This window comes from Lysobacter sp. CA196, assembly GCF_052078695.1.
Classification (GTDB): domain Bacteria; phylum Pseudomonadota; class Gammaproteobacteria; order Xanthomonadales; family Xanthomonadaceae; genus Lysobacter.
Map to the genome: position 1 here is coordinate 1 of NZ_JBQJIN010000044.1, position 20,414 is coordinate 20,414.

Here is a 20,414-nt window from a genome sequence, read left to right on the forward strand (position 1 = left end):
GATGCTCGTGCCATCGGGACACGCCAATTCGGGTCGCGGTTCATACCTGGAGGTCCTGATGATCTCGATGGGTACGGCGACCGATGCTCCAATGAGCCGCGATAGCAGCCGCTGCGTTCATACAGGTGCTCACCGGAACAGACCCGGCAAACCGTAATGCTCGTTCAAAGCGAAAGCTCCGTAAGAAAGAGATCGGTAGGGATAGTTCGCCCTCGAGCCAAGGACCGTACCCAGCCGCTACCCACCTTGAAAGTATTCGGCCCAGGGAGGGAATAGTTACACTTCCTACCAGACAGGAAGGAGTCGCCGGCCCGACGGCTTCCGTCCCGGCATTGAATCTATGCCTGAGACCGCCTGCAACGAAGTCTGCCTAATCGATCTTCTAGGCGACGTTAATCTAGCTGGCTCTGCTCCGAGAGGGGCTCATAACGTCCCCTAACCAGGAATGTTGGGGCGACCTCCGAAACACTCGCCCCGCCTAACCCATTTATTTGTATGGGCCGAATGCAGAGCCTTTCCGTTCCGAAACCACCGGCACGACGAAGAGAGAGGCCCATGGCAATTTTTCGCCAAGCTCCGCTTTCCGGAGACCCCGCAGCTCAAAGCTAACGCGTAAATGGCCGAAAATAGAAAATTTCTTGGTTGTCTTCAGAGGCGAGAAAAGCACCGTCTTTGCAAGAGCAGACAGGGATGATGCGGCGTCACAACAATGACTAATGTGCCAAATCTTGCCAGCACACTTAAGTGCTATCGCGGCAATCTGTTCTCTTCTTTCGTAGAGCCAATCGAATTCTACCGCCCTGTCGCGTCACCTGCTCAGGCCCACACGAACAGAGGGTGGCGCAGGACGCCGTTGGAGAGATGAATTCTGAAAGCCGCGGGGAAGGAGGTGGCGTCGCATATATCGGCCAGATGCCTAAGAATTTTCCGCATGGCGGGCACGCTAGATTTGTGGCTAACTGGGTTTTAAATGAGATCTTAAAAAAATATATAGAGCATAGACAGGCTATGCGGCGGCATGGTTTCTCTAACCGTGGCCAGCCCTATGCAAATCCGTATGAACTACAGTGACACTATTTTCATATTTTAATCCTAATAAAGACCAAGACCATCATGTCGTATCGATTTCGCCCTTTCTTTGCTAGCGTGCTGACGATGCTAATTTTAGCCGCCCCCTCGGTCGCTGCGATCGAAACGACGCCGGCGGGAGGCTTTGAACTCGCCGCCGATAACTTGGACTCTGTCGAATATCGCTTCCGGATCGATGAAGATCCTGGTGATAGTTCCTTCATCTTCTGGGCGCAGCAGTTTTGGATCAACGGCGGCGCTGGCGGCTACTTGGGTTTGCAGCGCGACGCTCATGCCGAGCCTTACAAGAAGAAGGTGATCTTTTCCATTTGGGACACGCTGGCCTCTCGAAAAGGAAATATTCCAGGCACTAAGGCACAACCCTTCGGAGGCGAAGGCGTAGGACAGCAAGTTATCGCTCCGCTGGATTGGAAAATTGGGCATACGTATGCGTTCACACTGCGTCTTCTGGCAGACCGATGGTGGAGCGTTCACATAGCCGATGAAACCACTGGGCAGCAGTGGGATCTAGGCGGCATACAGGCGCGACCATCGTGGCAGAGGCTGCAGCCTTATGTGAGTACCTTCACTGAGGTGTACCTTCGCAACCAGGCCTGTGAGGAAATCCCTTATGCCCGCGCCAGCTTTCTACCTCCAGTGGGCAACTACGGTGACGTAGTGGATCTACCCTCGAAGCGCAGTGCCTATACCTATGGCTCGTATGGGATGTGCGATACCGCTCAGGCGCCAGGAGCTCGCCCCGGGGAGAATGTCGGCGTAAGCGCCCGTTCTGATGCCAGCGGCACACTAGTTCACGAGATTGGCCTCTCGAATAGACCACAACGTGAAAGCAGTTGGTATCTCTATCGCAATACCCTTGTCTCAGTGGACACTGTCAGTGGCCAAACAAAATGCATCACCCCCCGGAGTAACCCTACTGGTTGTTACCAAGTGGCGCGGACGGATCGAGATTACCTGCGGCAGCTAGTCAGCGACGCGAGCTCAACTGGAAATACCTTGACATGTGGCAGTCCAAACTATGTGAAGACATGGGGCGCGGTGCCGTCATATCCGCATCACTGGTGCAATGCCTTTTCGATTGAGCGGAAAGCGCTACAAGCACTTTAGTGGGCCAGCAAAGCACACCAGAGTTATCGTTGTCGCTCGCAATCGCCGAGGAGCTTTCATCCCGGAGAGGGCGCTGCAGCAAATAGTGAATTCGATAGGTGAGCTTGCGATTCGATCGGCTTGAGTCCGATTTCGCCATAGACCTCGCTGCTCTAAAGCGGCGACCCATAGCTGGTTGACTTCATCCACCGATGCGAATGATGCCTCAGTGGGAAATTGCCTCCATTTCGGCCTCGACCTGAGTAGTCTAGTGACAACGAGTGCCGGTTCATAACCGAGCAAGGTAACGAGCCGACGATCGAAGCAGGGAGTAATGAAATCGCCAGGAATAAATCGACTTAGAGGAAAATACAAGATAGCTGGACCAGTATAAAAATTCGTACCTTGCGGTTTTCCACGCATTTCTGGGCGGTGGCGTCGAAAGCTGGCGTTGCATGTTCCGAGTATGGCCGGCTAGAGCACAGCATTTGCCCCCAGATATTATGCTCAAAGAAAGGGACCGCAAAATCTGAACAGGCCGATTGATTTTATGGAATACAGATGCGCGGATGCTCGTGTCGATAATAAATGAAGATTTGGCAGCAGCCCGCTCGGGAGATAGAGCCGCCCTAGAACGCGTACTTATGCGCTCACGCCAAGATCTGCGACGTTACGCCGAATATCACTGCAGCATCAACGACGTCGAAGATGCAGTACAGGAGAGCCTGTTGGCTCTCTCGCGCAAATTGTGCGACCTCCGCGTGCTGGAGTGCTTTGCATCGTGGTCCTTTCGCATTGTCAAGCGCGAATGCAATCGACTCAAACGCGGTCGCATCTTCTTCAACGGCGACACCATAACCGATGAAATCCTGCCCGTGATCACCCCCGAAGCCCACGAATGGCGCCATGATGTCGCTGCGGCGCTTGAATCCCTCCCCCGGCACTATCGCGAAATCGTTCTGTTGCGCGATCTAGAAGGGTTGACGATCGCCGAGATCAGCGTTCGGCTTCAGTTGAGCGATAAGGCGGTCAAGTCGCGTCTGCATCGCGCGCGCGCGCGCGCGCGAATACCTGCGGTCTTGACATATCACTTCGTTGCTCAGGTAATCGAGCAGCGATTAGCCGGCAAATCCCCGCTCGGCCGATATCGCCATGCGAGAAACATTCCGTACTCAAGTACACCCAGAAGTACGCTCTCTCACTCTTCCAGCCCAAACAACTACTCGCGTTCGAGACGATTGACCTATCCCTGGTCAGAACGATGCCTCCTTAAGCTGGACACCTTCGAAAAGGCACGGGTCCAACAGATGACATGTGCTTGATTCGATGCATCGCCAGAACGACGTAGCTGGTGGTGTTGCACTGCTCTAGAGAATAGACAGTAGTTCTACGCGAGGGCAGACAGCTGCTTTCACGCTGCTGCGCAGATACCCTGCCGATACGACCTCCGGGCCGCACCGAATTTTGTTTCTCAATGCCTAGGCGGCCAGAGATTCGACCGATTCGGCGTCCAAGCTGGCTACTGCGCCGAGGTTGGGTGACGGCCTTCGATGTGTCGTGTTCCGCACTGAACGAGCGTTTTAGCACCATCACCGAGAGTTTGCGCACTACGCAAGTGCGCGCGGCCTGCCACGCTGATCGCCTATTCCCCTAACGGATCGTCCTCGATGAGATCTTGGCATTGCCACGCCCTTCTTCTCACCGCTTTGCTACCGACGTTTACCCAGGCCGCCGACTTCACCCTGGTGAGTCCTGACCTGTCGCCGCACGACACGTTCGGCGCCGAGTACGTCTACAACGGCTTCGGTTGCAACGGCAACAACCATTCGCCCGCGCTACACTGGAGCGGCGCGCCGACTGACACGCGAAGTTTTGCAATCACCATGTATGATCCAGACGCTCCCAGCGGCAGTGGCTGGTGGCATTGGCTGGTAGTTAATCTGCCTGCGAGTGTTTCGGCACTATCGAGCGATGCTAGCGCCGAGTCGCTGCCGGCCGGGGCGTTGCAGACCCGAACCGATTTTGGCAAACCCGGTTATGGCGGTCCTTGTCCGCCGCAGGGCAAAGCACACCGCTATGAGTTCACCGTCTGGGCGCTCAAGACCGACAAGCTCGCGGTCGATGCTGAGGCCAGCGGTGCGCTGGTCGGTTTCATGATTCGACAGAACGCGCTCGCCCACGCTAAGCTCACCGTGAAGTACGCTCGCTGAGCGATCGCCAGTCACACGCACAATGATACTGTCGTAATGGAGCTATGTTCGAGCGTCGAACCTGAAATTTCCCATCTTCCGCGGAACGAAGTCGCTACCGCCGCAGTCACGCATCCGCACGTTGGTCAATCTAGAGTTCAACATTGCGAAAAGCGGATCGCTGGCGTTGAGTTTCTCGCACGCAATAGTCACGTATTACGAGAAATCGGCGTTGCGCGACCTTTGCTCGTTCAGGTCACGCATGGCGAGAAGTATTTGCATTGGCGGGACGGTATCGATCGAGTAGGCCGAGGCAAATTGCTAGTGCTGATGCCGGGCGAGCGTTATCACGTGGAGAACTTAGCCGGCGCCCAGGGCTATCGTGCGGATCTTCTGCAATTGCATCCAGAGTTGATAGCCGAGTTTCGTCGCCATCGCGCGGGGCTAGTCGAAGACTTGCTCGCACGTTCGCCGCAACCACAAGCCTCAATCGCCCTCGACCGCCATAGTTCGCAGGCCTGGACTCATCTGTTGGCTGCGCTCGGCAACGATGCTCCGGCCGCACTGCTCGAACAGCAAGCGCAAACACTATTGCTCTGCCTGGTTCTGGCGGGCAGTGGCGGCGCGTTGTTCCTCGATCGGCAGGCACCGTTAGTCGCGCGGATCGGCCACCTTGTGCGTAGCGATCTGGCCGCAGATTGGTCCGTCCCCACAGTTGCCGCGCAACTGGGCATTGGAGTATCAACCCTACGCCGGAAACTGGCGGCGCAAGACTGCAGCTTCCGCAGCATCCTCGAAGACGCGCGCTTAGGGAGGGCCTTGGAATCGCTACAAAACACCAAACTGAGTATCGGTCGGATCGCCAGCGCCGTCGGCTATACCTCTGCCTCACGCTTTTCGGTGCGTTTCCGCCAACGCTATGGCTTGTCACCGAGTGAGTTGCGCCAGGCCTTGTAGCTAGCCTAGGCTCCCGACGTCCCTGCCTGCCAAGCATCTGCAACACATTGTACAAACGGATTTTACTTGCAGTTTAAAGGGAGTTGGCTTGCAAACTGAATCGTAAGTAGGTTCGGATCAGCCTTCCAACCGCGGATAAGCAAGTTCCACTATCTACTGATACCCACGAGTCAGCACGAACGCGCCGCGATGTTAGCTAGCATTGGCAATATAGATAAGCTTGCGGATCTCCGGCGGATAGTCGAAGAACGGAGTTAGGCGCTCCCAGCTGTTTCGCCAGGATCAGCTGATCGGCGAATACTCGTCCCAACAGGCCGCAAACTCGGTCAGCTGTTGCTCGATCTCTTCGGTGGTGGCGTAGCTATAGATTTACTGGGGGTTGATCGCCACTTCAGCCCCGCGCCGCCACCAGTGCCCGTGCCCCGCCTCGATGGCTCGGGACGCGCAGAAGTGGAAACACCACGACCAAACGCCGCTTCCGTAGTCTTCTTTGCCCTGGCCCGATCACCACCGTCCTCACGGCCCAGTCCGCCTTCTTCGACTCGGCGCTTGTGCCCGCTCTCAGTCAGGCCCACGCGACCGTCGTAGCCCTTTACGGGTGCATCGATGCCGCGCGCTTGCAGGCCTTGGCCCACGTCCTGCGCCAAACCTGGACGGGTACAACTGCCCGTGTCGCAGCCCACCGTGTTCACCTTTGCCAGATCCACCGGTGCGCCGCCACCTTGCGACAGCTCTTCGCGCAGCCCGGCCACTTCCTGCACAACTGCAGCCGCGTCCAGCCCGGCCAAACGCTTGCTGCTCGTGCCGTCTCCGGCGCCATGGCCGATCAGTTCGAGCTCGGTCCGGCCGCCATCGGGACGCAGGTTGCCCTCCACGACAGTGTGGTTGCCCTGCTCGTCGCGCTTGATCAACACGCTGTTGTCCGGATGCTTTTCGAACACCCGCTTGGCCGACGCCTCGCTAGTGGCGTCGGACTCCAATTGCACGATCACGCGCTGATCGTACTTGTCTGCCGGTTTCGATGCGTCTGCAGAATCCACGCCCGTCGCAGCTTGGGATTCCGAATGCACTCCACCCGCGGCGGTCACTTTCTCATTGAATTTTTCGGCTTGTAGCTCTCCCAAAGACCAGGATTGCTTTCCCAAGGCTTCGGGACCACTTCGAACTCCTTGCGCTCCGTATCATATTTCCAGAACAAAAGATTATTCGGACCAATAGAGCCTTCAGCGTCACGACGATACAGGTATCTGAGCTCTGACGGGGTAATCGCAGAATACCCGTTCCAGGCGCGCGCCTCCTTACCCACGACTGAGGCCATATCTATATCCGTCGTCATGAAGTTGACCCTAGCCCCACTGGTTATGGTGTAGTCCAGAATCGCTTTCGACGTCCGCACAAATGGTTTCAGCCCGGATATGTGGCCATAGTAATCATCACTCGCCGGATTCGTCGCGTCGCCATTGGGCTTATCCTTATAATGATAACCATCAACATTCAGATAGTCATAGAGCGCCAAGCTGCGAGCCTTTTCCGCGTCAGTTATCCTCGTTGAATACTCATCATTACGACCCTGGCTATTTTTATAAATTTCCGCGTCGTCCAAAAGAGCTCGATAGTCCGAAGCCAGCACCAAGTTTTCTTTATTAACCCCAGCGTTGCGCCGAACCTGCGGCTCAGACGGGTTCTTGAGTGCGTCGGTAGTTCCGTAAATGACATCTCCAATGCGGAACTCCCCGGGCGGTCGCGTTGCGCTTTCGGCCGTCCCACTAGCTGGCAGCTGTGTCACTCCACCACTCGATGAGCCGGCAAGTGTCTGCGGCGCTTCGACGCGCGGCAGACCACTGCCATTCGCGCCAGTCTTCAACGGTTTCAACGGAGGGTAAGAAACGCCTGTACCCGCACCGCCACCAGTGCCTGTGCCCCGCTTCAACGGCTCAGGGCGCGCGGAAGTGGAAACCCCACGACCAAATGCTACTTCCGTGGTCTTCTGCGCTCCGCTTCGACCGCCGCCGCTATCGCGACCCAATCCACCTTCTTCGACAGAACGCTTGTGCCCGCTCTCAGTCAGGCCCACGCGGCCGTCGTAGCCCTTTACGGGCGCATCGATGCCACGCTCTTGCAGGCCTTGGCTCACGTCCTGCGCCAAACCTGGACGGGTACAACTGCCCGTGTCGCAGCCCACGGTGTTCACCTTCGCCAGGTCCACCGGTGCGCCGCCGCCTTGCGACAGCTCCTCGCGCAGCCCGGCCACTTCCTGCACCAGGCCAGCCGCGTCCAGTCCGGCCAGACGCTTGCTGCCCGCGCCGTCTCCGGCGCCATCGCCATGGCCGACCAGTTCGAGCTTGGTCCGGCCGCCGTCTGGACGCAGACTGCCCTCCACCACGGTATGGTTACCCTGCGCATCGCGCTTGACCAACACACTGTTGTCCGGATGTTTCTCGAAGATCCGCTTGGCGGACGCCTCGCTGGTGGTGTCGGACTCCAATTGCACGATCACGCGCTGATCGTATTTGTCCACCGGCTTCGATGCGTCAGCGGAATCCGTACCCACCGACGTCTGCAATTGCGAGCGCCCCGCTTCCAGCTTGGGAGCTTGCCGATCCCCATCGAGCGCTATTCCAGTCGTAGTTGTCGGCACGGAAACACCCAAGGGCAATTCGGCCGTTGCTGACGAGGGCTCGACCATCGCCACCGGACGCGCGCTATCCGGGCGCACTGCATCGACATTGGGGCCAGTCCTAGTATCGACATTCGCCGAATCGGGTACTTCCGTGGGATTCGTGCGTCCTGCCTCCGGATTAGTACGCGATTCATTGCGGCTTCGACTATTGCTTCCCGCATCCACGCTTTCGGCCAGACGCGGTGCCTCCGTCTGCGCAAGTGCCTCGCCAGTGGCCGACCTAGAACGACCGTCGCCACCTGCAGATGTTGCGGCGCTGTCCGATTTCGTAGCTATGGGGTCGGCGCCCGATCGGCGCGGGGCAGGCGATTCAGCACCCGTTTGACGCGAAGAACGTCCGCCATCCGAAAGTCCTCCCTTCCCGCTATCCGGGGATCCGAGTTTCTTTCCTAGTGCCTCTTTTACGTCACCCACTCCGACGGTGATGCCGGCGGAGTTTCCGGCGATCTTCCGGTCCTGCGTAATCGTTTCGAGTCGGCCGGCATCGGCGTTGACCTTGCCTTGAGTGCCGCCTGCAGCATTGACGTTCAAGCCGGCCAGCGTCGCATGCTGAGTGGCTTCGTAGTGGACTTGATCGACGCGTTCGATCGACAGATCCACCGACGCCAAACCGGTCTTGCTGATACCACCGCCGCCGCCGCCGCTACCACCATCCTTATGCCGCGAATCCTTCAGCTCTTCGGCCACGATACGACCGCCAACGTCGAGACCGCCTCCGCCGTTCTCGTCGACTAGATGTCCGCCTTTGAGATGGACATCGCCACCGACCTTGGCAACCAGATTATTCGATGCCTTGATGCCGGATTGAGTGTTGGTCAGCGCGCTGTTGTCGTAGTCCGCACCGCCACCGCCGTTCACCGAGAACGTGGGAGCGACGATGCTCTGCGTCGTCACCGCCGCGCCCACGGTCGCGCCCCAGTTGGCGGTCTCGTGCCGCATCTGGCTCGTGTCTTGCACCGACTCGACCTTCAGATTGCGGCCGATATCGAGCGTGACATCGTCCGCCTCGACGGTTGCGCCGGCCAACGTGGTATCGCGTTTGGATTTCAGCGTAACCGAGCCGCCGGTCACCTGAGTCTCGGAATGGCTGGTACCGGATTCGACCGTCTTGTCAAGACTGCCCTGATAGCCTGTCGACAGACCAACCCCGGCGCCGGTCGGCGCCACCGACGCGCTGGCTTCGAGCACCGTGACATCGTGAGTCTGAGTCGAGCTTTCCGAATTCGTCGTGGTTTTAGCCGCCCCCAGCTTGATATCGCGAGCCGAGTCCAGTTCCACCGCCCCCTTGCCGCCGTCCAGAGTGACACCGGTCAAGGCGATGTCGCCCTGGGTGCTCTTGATCTTGATATTGCCGGCAATGGTGCTGGTGTTCTCGCTGCGCGTGGAAGACTTGGACGTAGTTTCTTCGTGCTTGACCCCTACTTTCGTAGAAGAAGCGGCCAGATCGCCGAATACCAGATTGGTCGCATCACCAGCCGCCTGAAGCGCGGTCAGCCCGGGATCGATTTCCATTCCTTCCTTGGCCTTGTTCGCCAAAGTCATCGACTTGCCGACCGTGTCGGCCACCGAGCTTTGAATCGAAGTGGTCAGACCGGCAAAGGTCTGCTTCGTCTGGGTACTGCGTTCGTCCACATCTTCGAACTTAGTACTCTTCACGTCGGCCGCGACGATCGAGACATCGCCATTGACGCGACTTTCTCCCTCGCCCTTTACGGCGCGGATGTCCGCGCCGCCCACGTCGGCGGTACGGCCGGCAGTCACATCCAGCTTGGATCCGAAGTTCAATTGGGCATTGCGATTCTTGACCGTATCGTGCGTCTTCGTTTCTTCCACGCGCTCGTAGCCGATTCGCGCGCTACCTAACTCTCCGGTTATCACCTTTTCGCTGTCAGCAGACTGGTCCTGCGGAGTCGACACGGCGACCTTAGGGCCGTCCAGGCCCCATTCGGCTCCCGCGCCATAGCCGCCGATACCCGCCTGGGCGCCTACCACGACGCCCTCCTTAACGGTCTTGGTTTCGGTGTGGCTATAGTCCTGCGAAGTCTTCGTAGTCCAATCCCGTCCCGCCTCGAAGCTACCCTCATCGGCCGCGTATTCGCCGCCCTGTAGCGTGATGTCTCGGCCGGCCTCTACCTTGAGCGTGCTGCCATCGCCGTTCGCGACGATTTGAGTACCCTGCGCGGTGGCGCTCACCGTCTTAGTGGTTTCGCTGGAGGACCCTAGCCCCAAGAAACCCGCGCTGCCGGTCTTATGCTGAAGCCGGGATTCCACCTCGTGAATATCGCTGGTGGTGACGTCGTTGCCCGCCTTCAGGTTGATGGCCTTGCCTGAAAGCGTTGCTGCCTGCAATTGGATGTCATGGCCAGCGTCAATAGACACTCGCCCCGAAGCATCAATAGCCCCCCTATTCGCGACGATCAAATCCCCCTGATCGTTATAGGTGGTTCTGGCCTGACTGGTGAACGAACCTTCTGTGTCGATCGCCACATCGGTCGCCGCGATCGAGGCGCCCGCATTGGCCACGTCGCCCTTTGCGGAGATTTCGACTTTCTTACCCGCACGGATTCCGCTATTCAGTCCGACGCCGGACGCGTTGTCGACCGTCGACGCGGATTCGATCTCTACATCGCCACCCGCCGATATCGTGCCGTTGACGTTCGAAACGCCACCGGCGTCGGCGCTGATGCGAACGTCCTTGCCCGCGGCAACACTCGCGACACCGTCGCTACGCCCCGCCTTGATTGCCGTCAGCGTCTTCGACGCCAAGTACAGCGTCGGCACCAGAACGTCTTGCCCATCGACCTTCGTTGCGACCAGCCAGACAATATCGCGGTCAAGCTTGTCCAGCTGCGCCCGGGTCGGCTCGATGCCAACCGCCAAGCCAATCAGATCGTCGACCTGCCCCGCATTGAACAGCAACTGCTGAGCCAGATTCTGGCCATTGAGATGGTAGTAGGAGTTGAGGAATCCACCGGTCAACCTCTTGACCTGCTGATCGATCAAATCGTTGATTAAATAATTGTCGCCAATAACGCTGATCGTGCGGTCGGGCTTGTATCCGACTTGCTGGAAGAAGTACTCAGAGCCATAGAACTGGCTTTGGTCGATGAACGGCAGTCGCGTTTCATAAAGTGGGTAGATACCCGGATCGGCTTTAGCCGTCTTGTCGGGGATCTGCGCCCGATTGGGAACGAACTTCTTGGCCCCGACGCCGCTCAGCGCGCTTTTCCAGACCTCTGCTGGCTGCAGCGACTGAATCAGCTCGCTCAGATTGACCGCCACGGCAAAGTTCCCATCTACCGTCTGCACTTCCCGGTCTCCGACCGAGACCGTTAGCGGTTTATTGTTCTCGCGCTTGGCGCCGTCACCATTGATGAACGCCCCACTGCGCTCATCGTGCAGAACGCTGCCGCCGGCCGAAATGATCGCCGAGCGATCTGCCGTGAATTTCAACGAGTCCGCGTTGGCTACATTGCCCTTGAACGCATTCCAACGCCTAACCAAGGTATCGTAGTCTGCACCTTTCCAATCTGCGCCGAAAACCTTAGACAACAGCTGATTGTAGATCGGAATGTCTTCAAACTGCTGGATCGTATAATTGACTTCGCGCGAATTCCAGTCGAGCCCGGCTATGCCGAGATTCTCGCTCCATTCTTTCGAGTACACGTTGTCCAACAGATCCCAAAGACTGTTGAACTTCTTGTTCCCGCTCTGCGCCAGGACGCCCGCTTTGATCTCGATATATGTCTCGCGCTGCAGATAGTCCTGCAAACTCACTTGGCGAATCACGCCGATGTTTTCGACGGCTCCGCCCACATGCAGATCGTTTCCGGCCAGAATCTGGCCACTGTTGCTGACCGTCGCTGCCTTTCCTTTTTGCGCGGCCTGATTCAGGCGTACTTCACCGCCGGCTTCAATGATGCCTTGAGCCGTAACCCTGATATCGGAGCCCAACGTCTCCAGCCCCTTTCCTTTGTCTACGAAACCGCCGTCGTAGGTCTGACCGATGAAAAGCTCGTATTTGTCCTTGCGAACAGCATTATGATAGACCTCATGCTCCTTTCTACCTCTCGACTGCTCCAAGACTTTCAACTCACCTGAACTGGCCACCTCGTTCTGAAGCCTCTCGGCGTCGATCGCAATGTCGCCCTGCGCGACGATGCGGCCGCCGGCGGCGTTAGTTACAGTCTGAGCATCGATCTTAATATCTCTCTGCGCGAGAATCTCGGCGCCCGATTCGTTCCGCAGTTGATCGCCTTGCAACTGGATGTCGCCGCCCGCCCACAACAAAGAGCGGTTTAGGATGTCACCTGCCGAGTTCAAAGCGATGTTTCCACCCGACAAGATGCCTTGATCGAGATCGATGTCGCCAGACGCATTGATACGTATGTCGCCAATATTCTCGAGATCCCGATCCGCGCTGTAGCGGCCGACATTCAGCGTCAACGCGCCGCGGGCCGTAGGTGCCAGCGTCGCGCCGGTCAGACGGAAATTCCCATTGTTGCGAAGGGTCAGCTCGACGTTCCGGCCACTGACGATTTTGCCGGCATTAGCATAGGAACCGGCATCCAAAGCCGCATCCCGGCCTGCCTCGATAGCCCCTTGCGCTTGATTGTCCAGCGCATCGACGCTGAGCCTGGCATCCGTGCGTGCCGCGATACGACCGCTATTGGCTAGTTGGGCAGCCGTAGCAATGACCCGGTCGGCGCTCAGTTCGCCGCTATTATGAATAGCGCCCGCGATCACGCTCAATTCATCGGCCGCTTGCAGCGCGCTACCGGCCTCGGTGTTTTCGACCCGATTCGCAGCGGCGATGTCCAGATTGCCCGCCGCCACGACACCGCGACTGTGGTTGCGCAGCGCCTGACTGGCAGTGGAAATCCGATCCGTCGCTGCGATCTTGCCGCCCGCGTTGACGATGTCGCGAGCTGCTCGCAGCTCGACGCTTCCAGCCGATTGCACGGTTGCCTGAGCATTGATGATTTCGCCCCCGTCCAGGTTAGCGGACTCCTGAGCCGCTATTAGCGCACCATCCGCATTCGTGATCGCGCCAGCGGTCCTCAGATCGATGCGTGCCGCCGAGATCTTTCCGTTTTCCCTGTTTCCTATCGAACCTGCCGTCGCGCTTACATTCTGGACCGCGCTAATCTCGGCCGTTTGATTGTCGAGCTCGCCCGCTGCGCTGATCGATACGCTGTCCGCAACGATCCCGGAACCATTGCTATTGCGAACACCCGCACCGGAAGTGATCGTGAGCCCACCCAGCGATCCCAGCGTCGAGTTGTCGGAGTTGCTAACTCCAGACTTAGCGGAAACCTTCGCTGCCTTCGCACCGAACAGTTTCCCTCCTCCCGCATTGCTAACTGCGCCCTCGCTACTGGCGAGGACAAGCTCATCCTTGGAACTTATGGACGAACTCCCAGCGTTGACAATCCCAGCCTTTGCTGCAACGGTCGCGGCCTTCTCGGCGAAGAGACGGCTGCCAGCAGTGTTGCTCACCACAGTATCGCTGTTGATCTCCAACTGGTCACCGGCATCTACCGTAGCGCCCGTATCGTTGAAGATACCCGCGCCGGAGTGGAGATTCACTTTCGCTCCGGAAATAGTCGCTGCGTCATTGCGTAATACACCAGCGACACTCAAGGTCAAGTCCCCGCCACCCCATACGGCTTGGTCGGAATTGACGAAATTTCCACTCGTATTCAAGTTTGAACGCGTGGCGCCGTACACTTGGGCTTGCGCGCCTCGATTAAGCACCTCCGCCGCGCGCAGATTTAACTCACCCTGGGATAGTAACTGGCCTAGGTTTTCTAGCCTCCCGGAAGCCGTAAGCGACACAGCGTCTACACCGCTGACTACGCCGGCATTTTTCACGTCTCCGGCTTGCACAGTCAACGCCGCGCCGGCTCTTACTTGACCGGTTCCCGCGTTGTCCAGACTCCCAACAACCAGGCCAGCACCCCGCGCACTCTCGATGCGCCCGCTATTGACCAAGTTCGTCGCGCCAACCTGCAAGCTCGCGTCGGCAGCGACGATCGCGCCACGCTCAACGAAGAGCCCGCCCTCGGAGGAAATGTGGATATCGCCGCTGGACGTGATCGATCCGGCTTGACGAACCCCTAAGCCCGACTCGGTGCTGATCAACTGCACCAACGAACCATGCATCGCGCCCACTGCAGAACCGCTGATGGCAAACTGCGGAGCTCCTTCGACAGCTCCGTTCGCAAGTTTCCGCACGCCTCGCGTACCTACTTCGTACGCGTTCAAACCTGCTGCCACCTTCAGCTGCGCATCGCCTGCGATGGCCCCATTGAGCTCGATGCTCCTAGCCACCACGTCGAAGAATCGCAGCCCGCCCGCATTGACCGGACCTGCGATATTGATGTGCCCGCCGCCTACTTCGAACCCGGCGCCCCCTTGAATCGGCCTGCCTGTAGTTAGAAGCAAACTATTGGCATTGATCGTCGATAGGCCATTGACATACAGACCGTTTTGGTTGGCTATGAGCAGATCCGCCGATTTACCGAAGACTTCCAGAGTACCGCCAAGACGGGATACTTCGTTGCCGGTTACTTCCGCAAGAATCGCATTCGCCGGTTTCGATAGATTCGGGTTGTTGATCGTGTATCCGCCGATCTTCGAAACCCCATCCACCTGGCTATTGTTGAAAACTACGCCGGGGCCCGAAACATCGAACCGCGTGAACTTGTTGTGCGACAAGCCGTTCGCGTTGGGGGCGACGATATTGATCAGAGCGGTGCCGTTCGCGGTGTTCGAAAGCAACGGCGCGGACGCGCCTGCGGACTGATCCGGCGTCGCCTGCGCGAGGACAGCTCCCGGCAAGTAGCAGGCTAGCGCCAGCAACAGGCACAGGCACAGGCACAGGCACAGGGTGCGCGGAACAAAGGTATGCGCAAGTCCGGCTGCCGAACTCTGGGGCGTCTTCTTCGCGCCGCTGGTGATTTCCGCGACCGGAATTAGAGCACCGGTTCTGATGTCGAAGATGAGACGGTAGAGTTTGGCGTTCATATGTCACCTATATAAATATGCTGGCTGACCCGATTTTTCGCGAGCTCTGAATCAGAATCTAAAATTAGCGTTTATGTACACGACCGCTTCATCCGAATAGCCCTTGGGCCGGTCGACGGGCCTGGCATAAGCCAGCGTCCATCTGGCCATCGCTGTCTGCCCCCGCACTCCGAGCACCGCGCCCGACAGGTGCTCGGATGCACGGCCACGATCTTTGGCGACGCCCACATCGAAACCGACGAAGGGCGTAAAGCGCCCCCTTGCGAGAGGTAGTTCCAATGTATTCGACAGATATGCGCCGCTATCGCCGTACACCACGCCGCCTTTGAATCCGCGCACGGTGAATTCGTCGCCCAGTGCTATTTTATTGGCCGCCAAAAGGGGACCATCGCCATACTGCCAGCCTCCACGCGCGGTATAGCTGAAGGCCACGCCCTTTTGCCAAGAGCGCGTCCAGTTGAAATTTCCCGAAATTTTGTCGTACAACGCCGGCGTCATGCCGTGCGCGTCGGGCTGGATGTCATTCGCTCCCAGCCAACTCCCCCCTTTGCCCAATGCGGCATCTAGGTAGTAGACGCCACCGGCGAATTTTCCGACGCGAGTCAGTCCCAGCGAAATATCGGTGTATTTGCGGCTATTGATATCGAGCCGGTAGTCGTCGATGAAATTTTCGCTCGCGCGCCGACCGAGTTTTGCGAAAAAGGTGTTCTTGCCGGTCTGATCGCGCCCGAAAACTCGCTCGACCTTCAAGCTGCTGTCTCCGGAGCGACCGCTCGATAGATAGCGCCCGAAATTTCCGCCAATAAGCCTTCTGTATTCCGAGCGAGTGTGTCGCAGTTCGAAGTCCCAGTAGCCTATCGGCACGGTTCCGAACGCGCTCCAGTTCTTTTCCTCGTCCAAGCCGTCGCGAAAGTAACGCTGGCCATAACTAACGCCCCAGAAGTCGCTGCCGAGCCCCTTGAACGTCAACTCCGCATTCAAACGATAGCGTCCGGCGTCATGGTCCCCCGTTCCGGAGCTATCGATGGCGACGTTGAAGCTCCAGGGCTTCGAGCCACGCTGCGCGATGTTCAAGTATGAGTACGAAAGGGTTTCCGCCGGCACGATATCAACCGTCGCCGCACCTAGGCCTCCGTTTAGCACTTCCACGGCCTGATCAACATCACGGATGTTGAGCTTGCGTTTACTCGTTCTCGGCAGGCTCGCCAGCAAGAGCCGCTGACGCCAGGTTCGTGCCGAAATGCCGTCGATCTGCCAACCCTGCACGTATCCCCAACTCACCTGAACCTGTAAGCGGCCCGACTTTATATTTTGTCGGTTCAAGGTAACCGTGGTCGTTACATAGCCCTTTTGGCCATAATAGTTAGTCAGATCCCGAATCAAGGCCAACATTTCATCCGCGCCCATGCGAGTATTTCTATAGCGCGCCAGGACCTCATCCCGAGCGGCGGATGGCTCAGGATCTCCAATCACTTTGATATCGGTAATAAGGAACGCGGCTCCACTGCCGCGTGCGACCTCAGTACGAGGAGTCGCTTCCGGCAGAGACCGTCTTTTCTCTTCATCTAGTTGCCGCTGAATACTGTCTTCCAGGCGTTGCCGTTCGAGACGATTCCGGACCACATCGAGTTCATTGGGGCGCTCTGTGCCAAGTGACTGGGCATATCCGATCTGCACTGGCAATAGGCAAGCTCCGCCGATCATCAGCGCGCCGACTCTGCCTGGAGAACTCCATCCAAAACTGATCATGTGGACCTTGGTCTCTTCATTCTCTTGTAAGCGAAGAATTTATGTAATGCAGTCGCAAGCAATAGAAGTGAAGCTATACCGCTAATCGGTAATCTCACCCGAAGGCTTGCTTTTTTTGCGGAGCATTTTTCGACTCCAGCCTGGAAACTCGCCCATACCTGATTCGGAACTATTTCACTGGATGGATATGGCAAGGCCTGCACAGAGGGCCCAGCACGGCTGCCGTTTCGGTATTGACATCATCAGCGCGCACTCGCCCGGGGCCTCCTCGGCGCCAAATCACGTAAAAGAGCACACAAAAGTTAGATATTCGTCACAAATTACAGCCTGCACTCTTCCATTTGTATAGGGAAATATCCTAGATCGCTGCGCTTGACGCCGGCACCCGCGTAAAACTTGGCAGACCGAGGTCCAATAGACCTGCGGAATCGCTTTTGGCGCGCTTTGTCTTCGACCTGGATTTACGCGTGGTCGCCGTCGGGGTCACGCAGCTCCGCTGCACTTCTATCGAGCCGCATTTCTTCGAGCGATGATTCGCAAGGCACTCCATGCCCCCCGATGCTCAGTAGAAAATTTCCACGGACGACGGCTCAAACCACATAGCCGTCTAGAGATCGGCATCGTATGAATCGCTCAGGACTCCAGAACACTTCAGCAGGCTCAGTTCGAAGCAGCTTCGTGCGTAAAACGCGTGGATGGGAACTTGAAAGAAGGAACGGTGCGCGAACTCTTGTATTCCCGTCCGAAGACTCGCATTTCAGATGCCGCCTCCAGCCGAATTCTGCTATCCGCTCGGACTTCCGTGCCCGCCGCACGTGCAGGCTGGAGGAAGAAGCATCGGCTCTTCGCTTAGAAGCGCGTAGTGAGTTCGATCAACCAAGTCGGCGTCATTTCCAGCAGCCAAATCTCGATCTGTTTATCGAATCCAGTCAGTACAGCCAATCCAATCAACAACAATGCGGCGCCCATTACCCGCCTGCCGATCTTGCCGAAACGCGCGGCGCGTTCGTGGTGGCGCAGGAACAAGGACCGCGATGCCACGCCCAGCGCGATCAACGGCAGCACCGCGGCGAGGCTGAAAATCAGCATCACCAAGCTGACCTCGCCCAGATCGCGTCCGCTTGCGGCCAAGGCGATCGCCGCACCGAGGGTCGGGCCGACGCAAGGGCTCCAAGCTACGCCCATCAGGGCGCCGACCAGGAACTGCGCTGCGGGATGATCGCTACGGATGCGCAATGCGGCGCGGCCGCTGATATCGCCGATACGGCCGACCAGCCGTTCCATCGCATGCTGCAAGGCCGGCAATGACAGCACCGCGCCGAAAATTAGCATCAACATACCGGCGCCGGCGCGCAGCTTGCGTTCGTCCAGGCCGAACAAAGCCCCGCTGCTGGTCACCACCACGCCGATCGTGGTGAACGACAGCGCCAGGCCCACGGCCAACGTCACCAGTCCCCAGCGACTGCGCCCGGTGGCCGAAGAAGCCACCAGTGGCAACACTGGCAGCACGCACGGCGACAACGTGGTCAGCAGCCCCGCCAGTCCGGCCAGGCTCAGGGTGGCGGCACTCACACTCACCGCGGCGACCTCACTTCACGCCCTGGGACAAGAACTCGCGCAGAGGTCCTTCCCGGGTTTCTGCGACCGACAGCGCGATCTTTTTCCCACCGCGATACAGCAACAGTGTGCTTTGCCGCGGCGCGCCCATCGCGCGCGCCTCATCGCGTTGCGCATCCCAGTCCAGACGCAGTTCGGCGATCTTCGACAGTGACGGCTCCTTGAGCAGCTTTTCAAGTATCGGCGCTTGCGCGCGGCAAGTCGGGCACCAGTTCGCGTGGACGTCCACCAGCACGGTCTTGCCTTTGGCCTGTAACGATTGCAACCGCTGCGCGCTGTAAGGCGTAGGCGACTCAGCGCTGGGAGCGGAAAGGCTGACCATGAGCAGCGAGGTCGCAAACAGCTTAGAAATCATATGCTTCATCGAGAGTTCCTGGCGATTGAACGGGAGGTTGTCGCGCGCGACAGCGCGGAACGTCCGCGCGGCTGCGAGCAGAAGAGGATCCGTCCTTCAGTGAGTTGCCACCAACACCGGCTGAGCGCGATACAGCGTCGGATAGGTCCGTTTAAGTTCCGCCACCTTGGGCAGATCGTTGAAACGGATGTACGCCTCGCCCGGGCGCAGCACCAGATAGTTCTGGTGGTAGTTCTCGGCGGGATAGAAGCGCTTGCCAGTTTCGACCTGAGTCACGATCGGTGCACTGAAGGCATGCGCGGCCTGCAATTGCGCCATATAGCGCAGTGTAGTTTCACGCTGTCGCGGGCTTTCAACGAACACCGCCGAACGGTATTGGCTGCCACGGTCGGGGCCTTGGCGATTGAGCTGAGTGGGATCGTGGACCACCGAGAAGAACACTTGCAACAGTTGCGCGTAGCCGACTTTGCTTGGATCGTAGGTCACCCGCACGGATTCGGCATGGCCGGTATTACCCCCGCTGACGGATGCGTAATTTGAGGTGCCGGAGGCGCCACCGGCATAACCTGACACGGCGTTTCGCACACCATTGATGTGTTGGAACATGCCTTGCACACCCCAGAAGCAACCGCCGGCGAAGATCACCGATTCCGTACGTGCGGTGGCATCGCCATCGCCATTGCGCGTGGCGAACGGTGGGATTTCCACGGTCTATGCGGTGCCCATACCCAGTACAGCACGTTGCCAGTCGGCTGACGCCGCCGGCGCGGACAGCAATGCGATCGCCATCGTCATGGCTGGGAATTTCATCTGAACTTTCTCCTCAAGGATTGGGTAGACCGTTGTCTCGGCGATGCCGCATACGCAACTGTCCGCTCACATACAGGAGTTCGCGCGATGGGGTGGATCGGTTACGTCGCTGCGAACAATAATTCGCCGATCGGTTCAGTCCGTTCATTGGCGCCGCGAACGCGGGTGAACCCGGCACGGGTCATCGGAACCCAGTATTTCGGCTTGCTTGCGGCTTACATGCGCGCTTAACCGAACCTGGCGAAGAATCGGCCGTCCAGCCGTAGCTATCGCGTATTCCAAGGCGACGCTTTCACCCGCCAGAGCTGGGCCGGGCAACCCGGCTGGGGGCTCGACGACGACGGCCTGAGCCAGGCGCAGATGCTGGCGAGTCGTGCGACGACGGCCATAGAGTGTGAATTCGCTTTTGTAGCCAACGGTTTCAACCCCACGGTGGAGGTGCCGGTATGCGGCCACACCTCAGTCACGATGCATTACATTCGCGCGCAGGGGGTAGATGAGTGCGACTGCCTGCGCCAGCTGAGCGATACAAAGGTGATACAGGTCGACGTCGAGCAGGTCGCAGACGGCGTGGTGTGGATGTGGATGCGGCAGAACCTGCGCAGTTCGGCCATGTGCTCGACCCGGCGCAACATGGCGATGGAAGCCTAAGCGCGAGCCGGCTTAGACCGGTTTGGACCGGTTTTAGCCCATCAAGAGAGTAGATTCCGCGTGCTCCAGGAGCGCCAACTCCCCACTTCACTCCCCCGAAGATCGGCTTACCTGCCGTACCTTGCTCCTAAGCCCGCCTCAAGAACCTTGGCAAGCAGCGCGCACACTGAGATGACGCCGATCTTTTCTATCTCCAGTTCGC

The 20,414-nt window shown here is 58.4% G+C and carries 10 protein-coding genes and 2 pseudogenes; 5 read left to right on the plus strand and 7 right to left on the minus strand.

Annotated elements, in window-relative coordinates; translation table 11 throughout:
• Window positions 1-1,113 precede the first annotated feature (1,113 nt).
• The 4 genes from ACTOWK_RS22730 to ACTOWK_RS22745 all read left to right on the plus strand — a co-directional run bounded on the left by ACTOWK_RS22730 (window position 1,114) and on the right by ACTOWK_RS22745 (window position 5,321).
• Window positions 1,114-2,196, plus strand: coding sequence for a DUF3472 domain-containing protein (locus tag ACTOWK_RS22730; protein ID WP_441332356.1), 1,083 nt, complete (start codon window positions 1,114-1,116; stop codon window positions 2,194-2,196).
• Between the two features lie 548 nt (window positions 2,197-2,744).
• Window positions 2,745-3,497 (plus strand): RNA polymerase sigma factor, encoded by a 753-nt coding sequence (locus ACTOWK_RS22735; RefSeq protein WP_441332357.1) that lies wholly within the window; start codon window positions 2,745-2,747, stop codon window positions 3,495-3,497.
• 345 nt (window positions 3,498-3,842) lie between these two features.
• A complete protein-coding gene (locus tag ACTOWK_RS22740; protein WP_441332358.1) occupies window positions 3,843-4,385 on the plus strand; it encodes a YbhB/YbcL family Raf kinase inhibitor-like protein in 543 nt (180 codons plus the stop codon).
• A gap of 36 nt (window positions 4,386-4,421) precedes the next feature.
• Window positions 4,422-5,321, plus strand: a complete 900-nt coding sequence (locus ACTOWK_RS22745; RefSeq protein WP_441332359.1) for a helix-turn-helix transcriptional regulator — start codon at window positions 4,422-4,424, stop codon at window positions 5,319-5,321.
• 198 nt (window positions 5,322-5,519) lie between these two features.
• Here the strand turns inward: ACTOWK_RS22745 and ACTOWK_RS22750 are convergent.
• The 7 genes and pseudogenes from ACTOWK_RS22750 to msrA form a co-directional block, all read right to left on the minus strand.
• Window positions 5,520-5,729: pseudogene (locus tag ACTOWK_RS22750) on the minus strand (transposase); the annotation flags it as partial.
• Between the two features lie 143 nt (window positions 5,730-5,872).
• A pseudogene (locus ACTOWK_RS22755) lies at window positions 5,873-6,409 on the minus strand (C80 family cysteine peptidase); the annotation flags it as partial.
• Window positions 6,406-15,030 (minus strand): two-partner secretion domain-containing protein, encoded by an 8,625-nt coding sequence (locus ACTOWK_RS22760; protein ID WP_441332360.1) that lies wholly within the window; start codon window positions 15,028-15,030, stop codon window positions 6,406-6,408. The pseudogene ACTOWK_RS22755 and the gene ACTOWK_RS22760, both read right to left, overlap by 4 nt.
• Window positions 15,031-15,081: 51 nt before the next feature.
• The gene (locus ACTOWK_RS22765; RefSeq protein WP_441332361.1) at window positions 15,082-16,779 is read right to left on the minus strand and encodes a ShlB/FhaC/HecB family hemolysin secretion/activation protein; all 1,698 of its coding nucleotides are present in this window, start codon (window positions 16,777-16,779) and stop codon (window positions 15,082-15,084) included.
• Between the two features lie 849 nt (window positions 16,780-17,628).
• Window positions 17,629-18,357, minus strand: a complete 729-nt coding sequence (locus ACTOWK_RS22770) for a cytochrome c biogenesis CcdA family protein (RefSeq protein WP_441332362.1) — start codon at window positions 18,355-18,357, stop codon at window positions 17,629-17,631.
• 10 nt (window positions 18,358-18,367) lie between these two features.
• Entirely contained in the window at window positions 18,368-18,760 is a 393-nt protein-coding gene (locus ACTOWK_RS22775; protein WP_441332363.1) for a thioredoxin domain-containing protein, read from the minus strand.
• 87 nt (window positions 18,761-18,847) lie between these two features.
• Window positions 18,848-19,459, minus strand: a complete 612-nt coding sequence (gene msrA, locus ACTOWK_RS22780; protein ID WP_441332364.1) for a peptide-methionine (S)-S-oxide reductase MsrA — start codon at window positions 19,457-19,459, stop codon at window positions 18,848-18,850.
• A 462-nt stretch (window positions 19,460-19,921) separates the two neighbouring features.
• Between msrA and ACTOWK_RS22785 the strand changes: the two genes are divergently transcribed.
• The gene (locus tag ACTOWK_RS22785; protein WP_441332365.1) at window positions 19,922-20,212 is read left to right on the plus strand and encodes a hypothetical protein; all 291 of its coding nucleotides are present in this window, start codon (window positions 19,922-19,924) and stop codon (window positions 20,210-20,212) included.
• The last annotated feature ends 202 nt before the right edge of the window (window positions 20,213-20,414 follow it).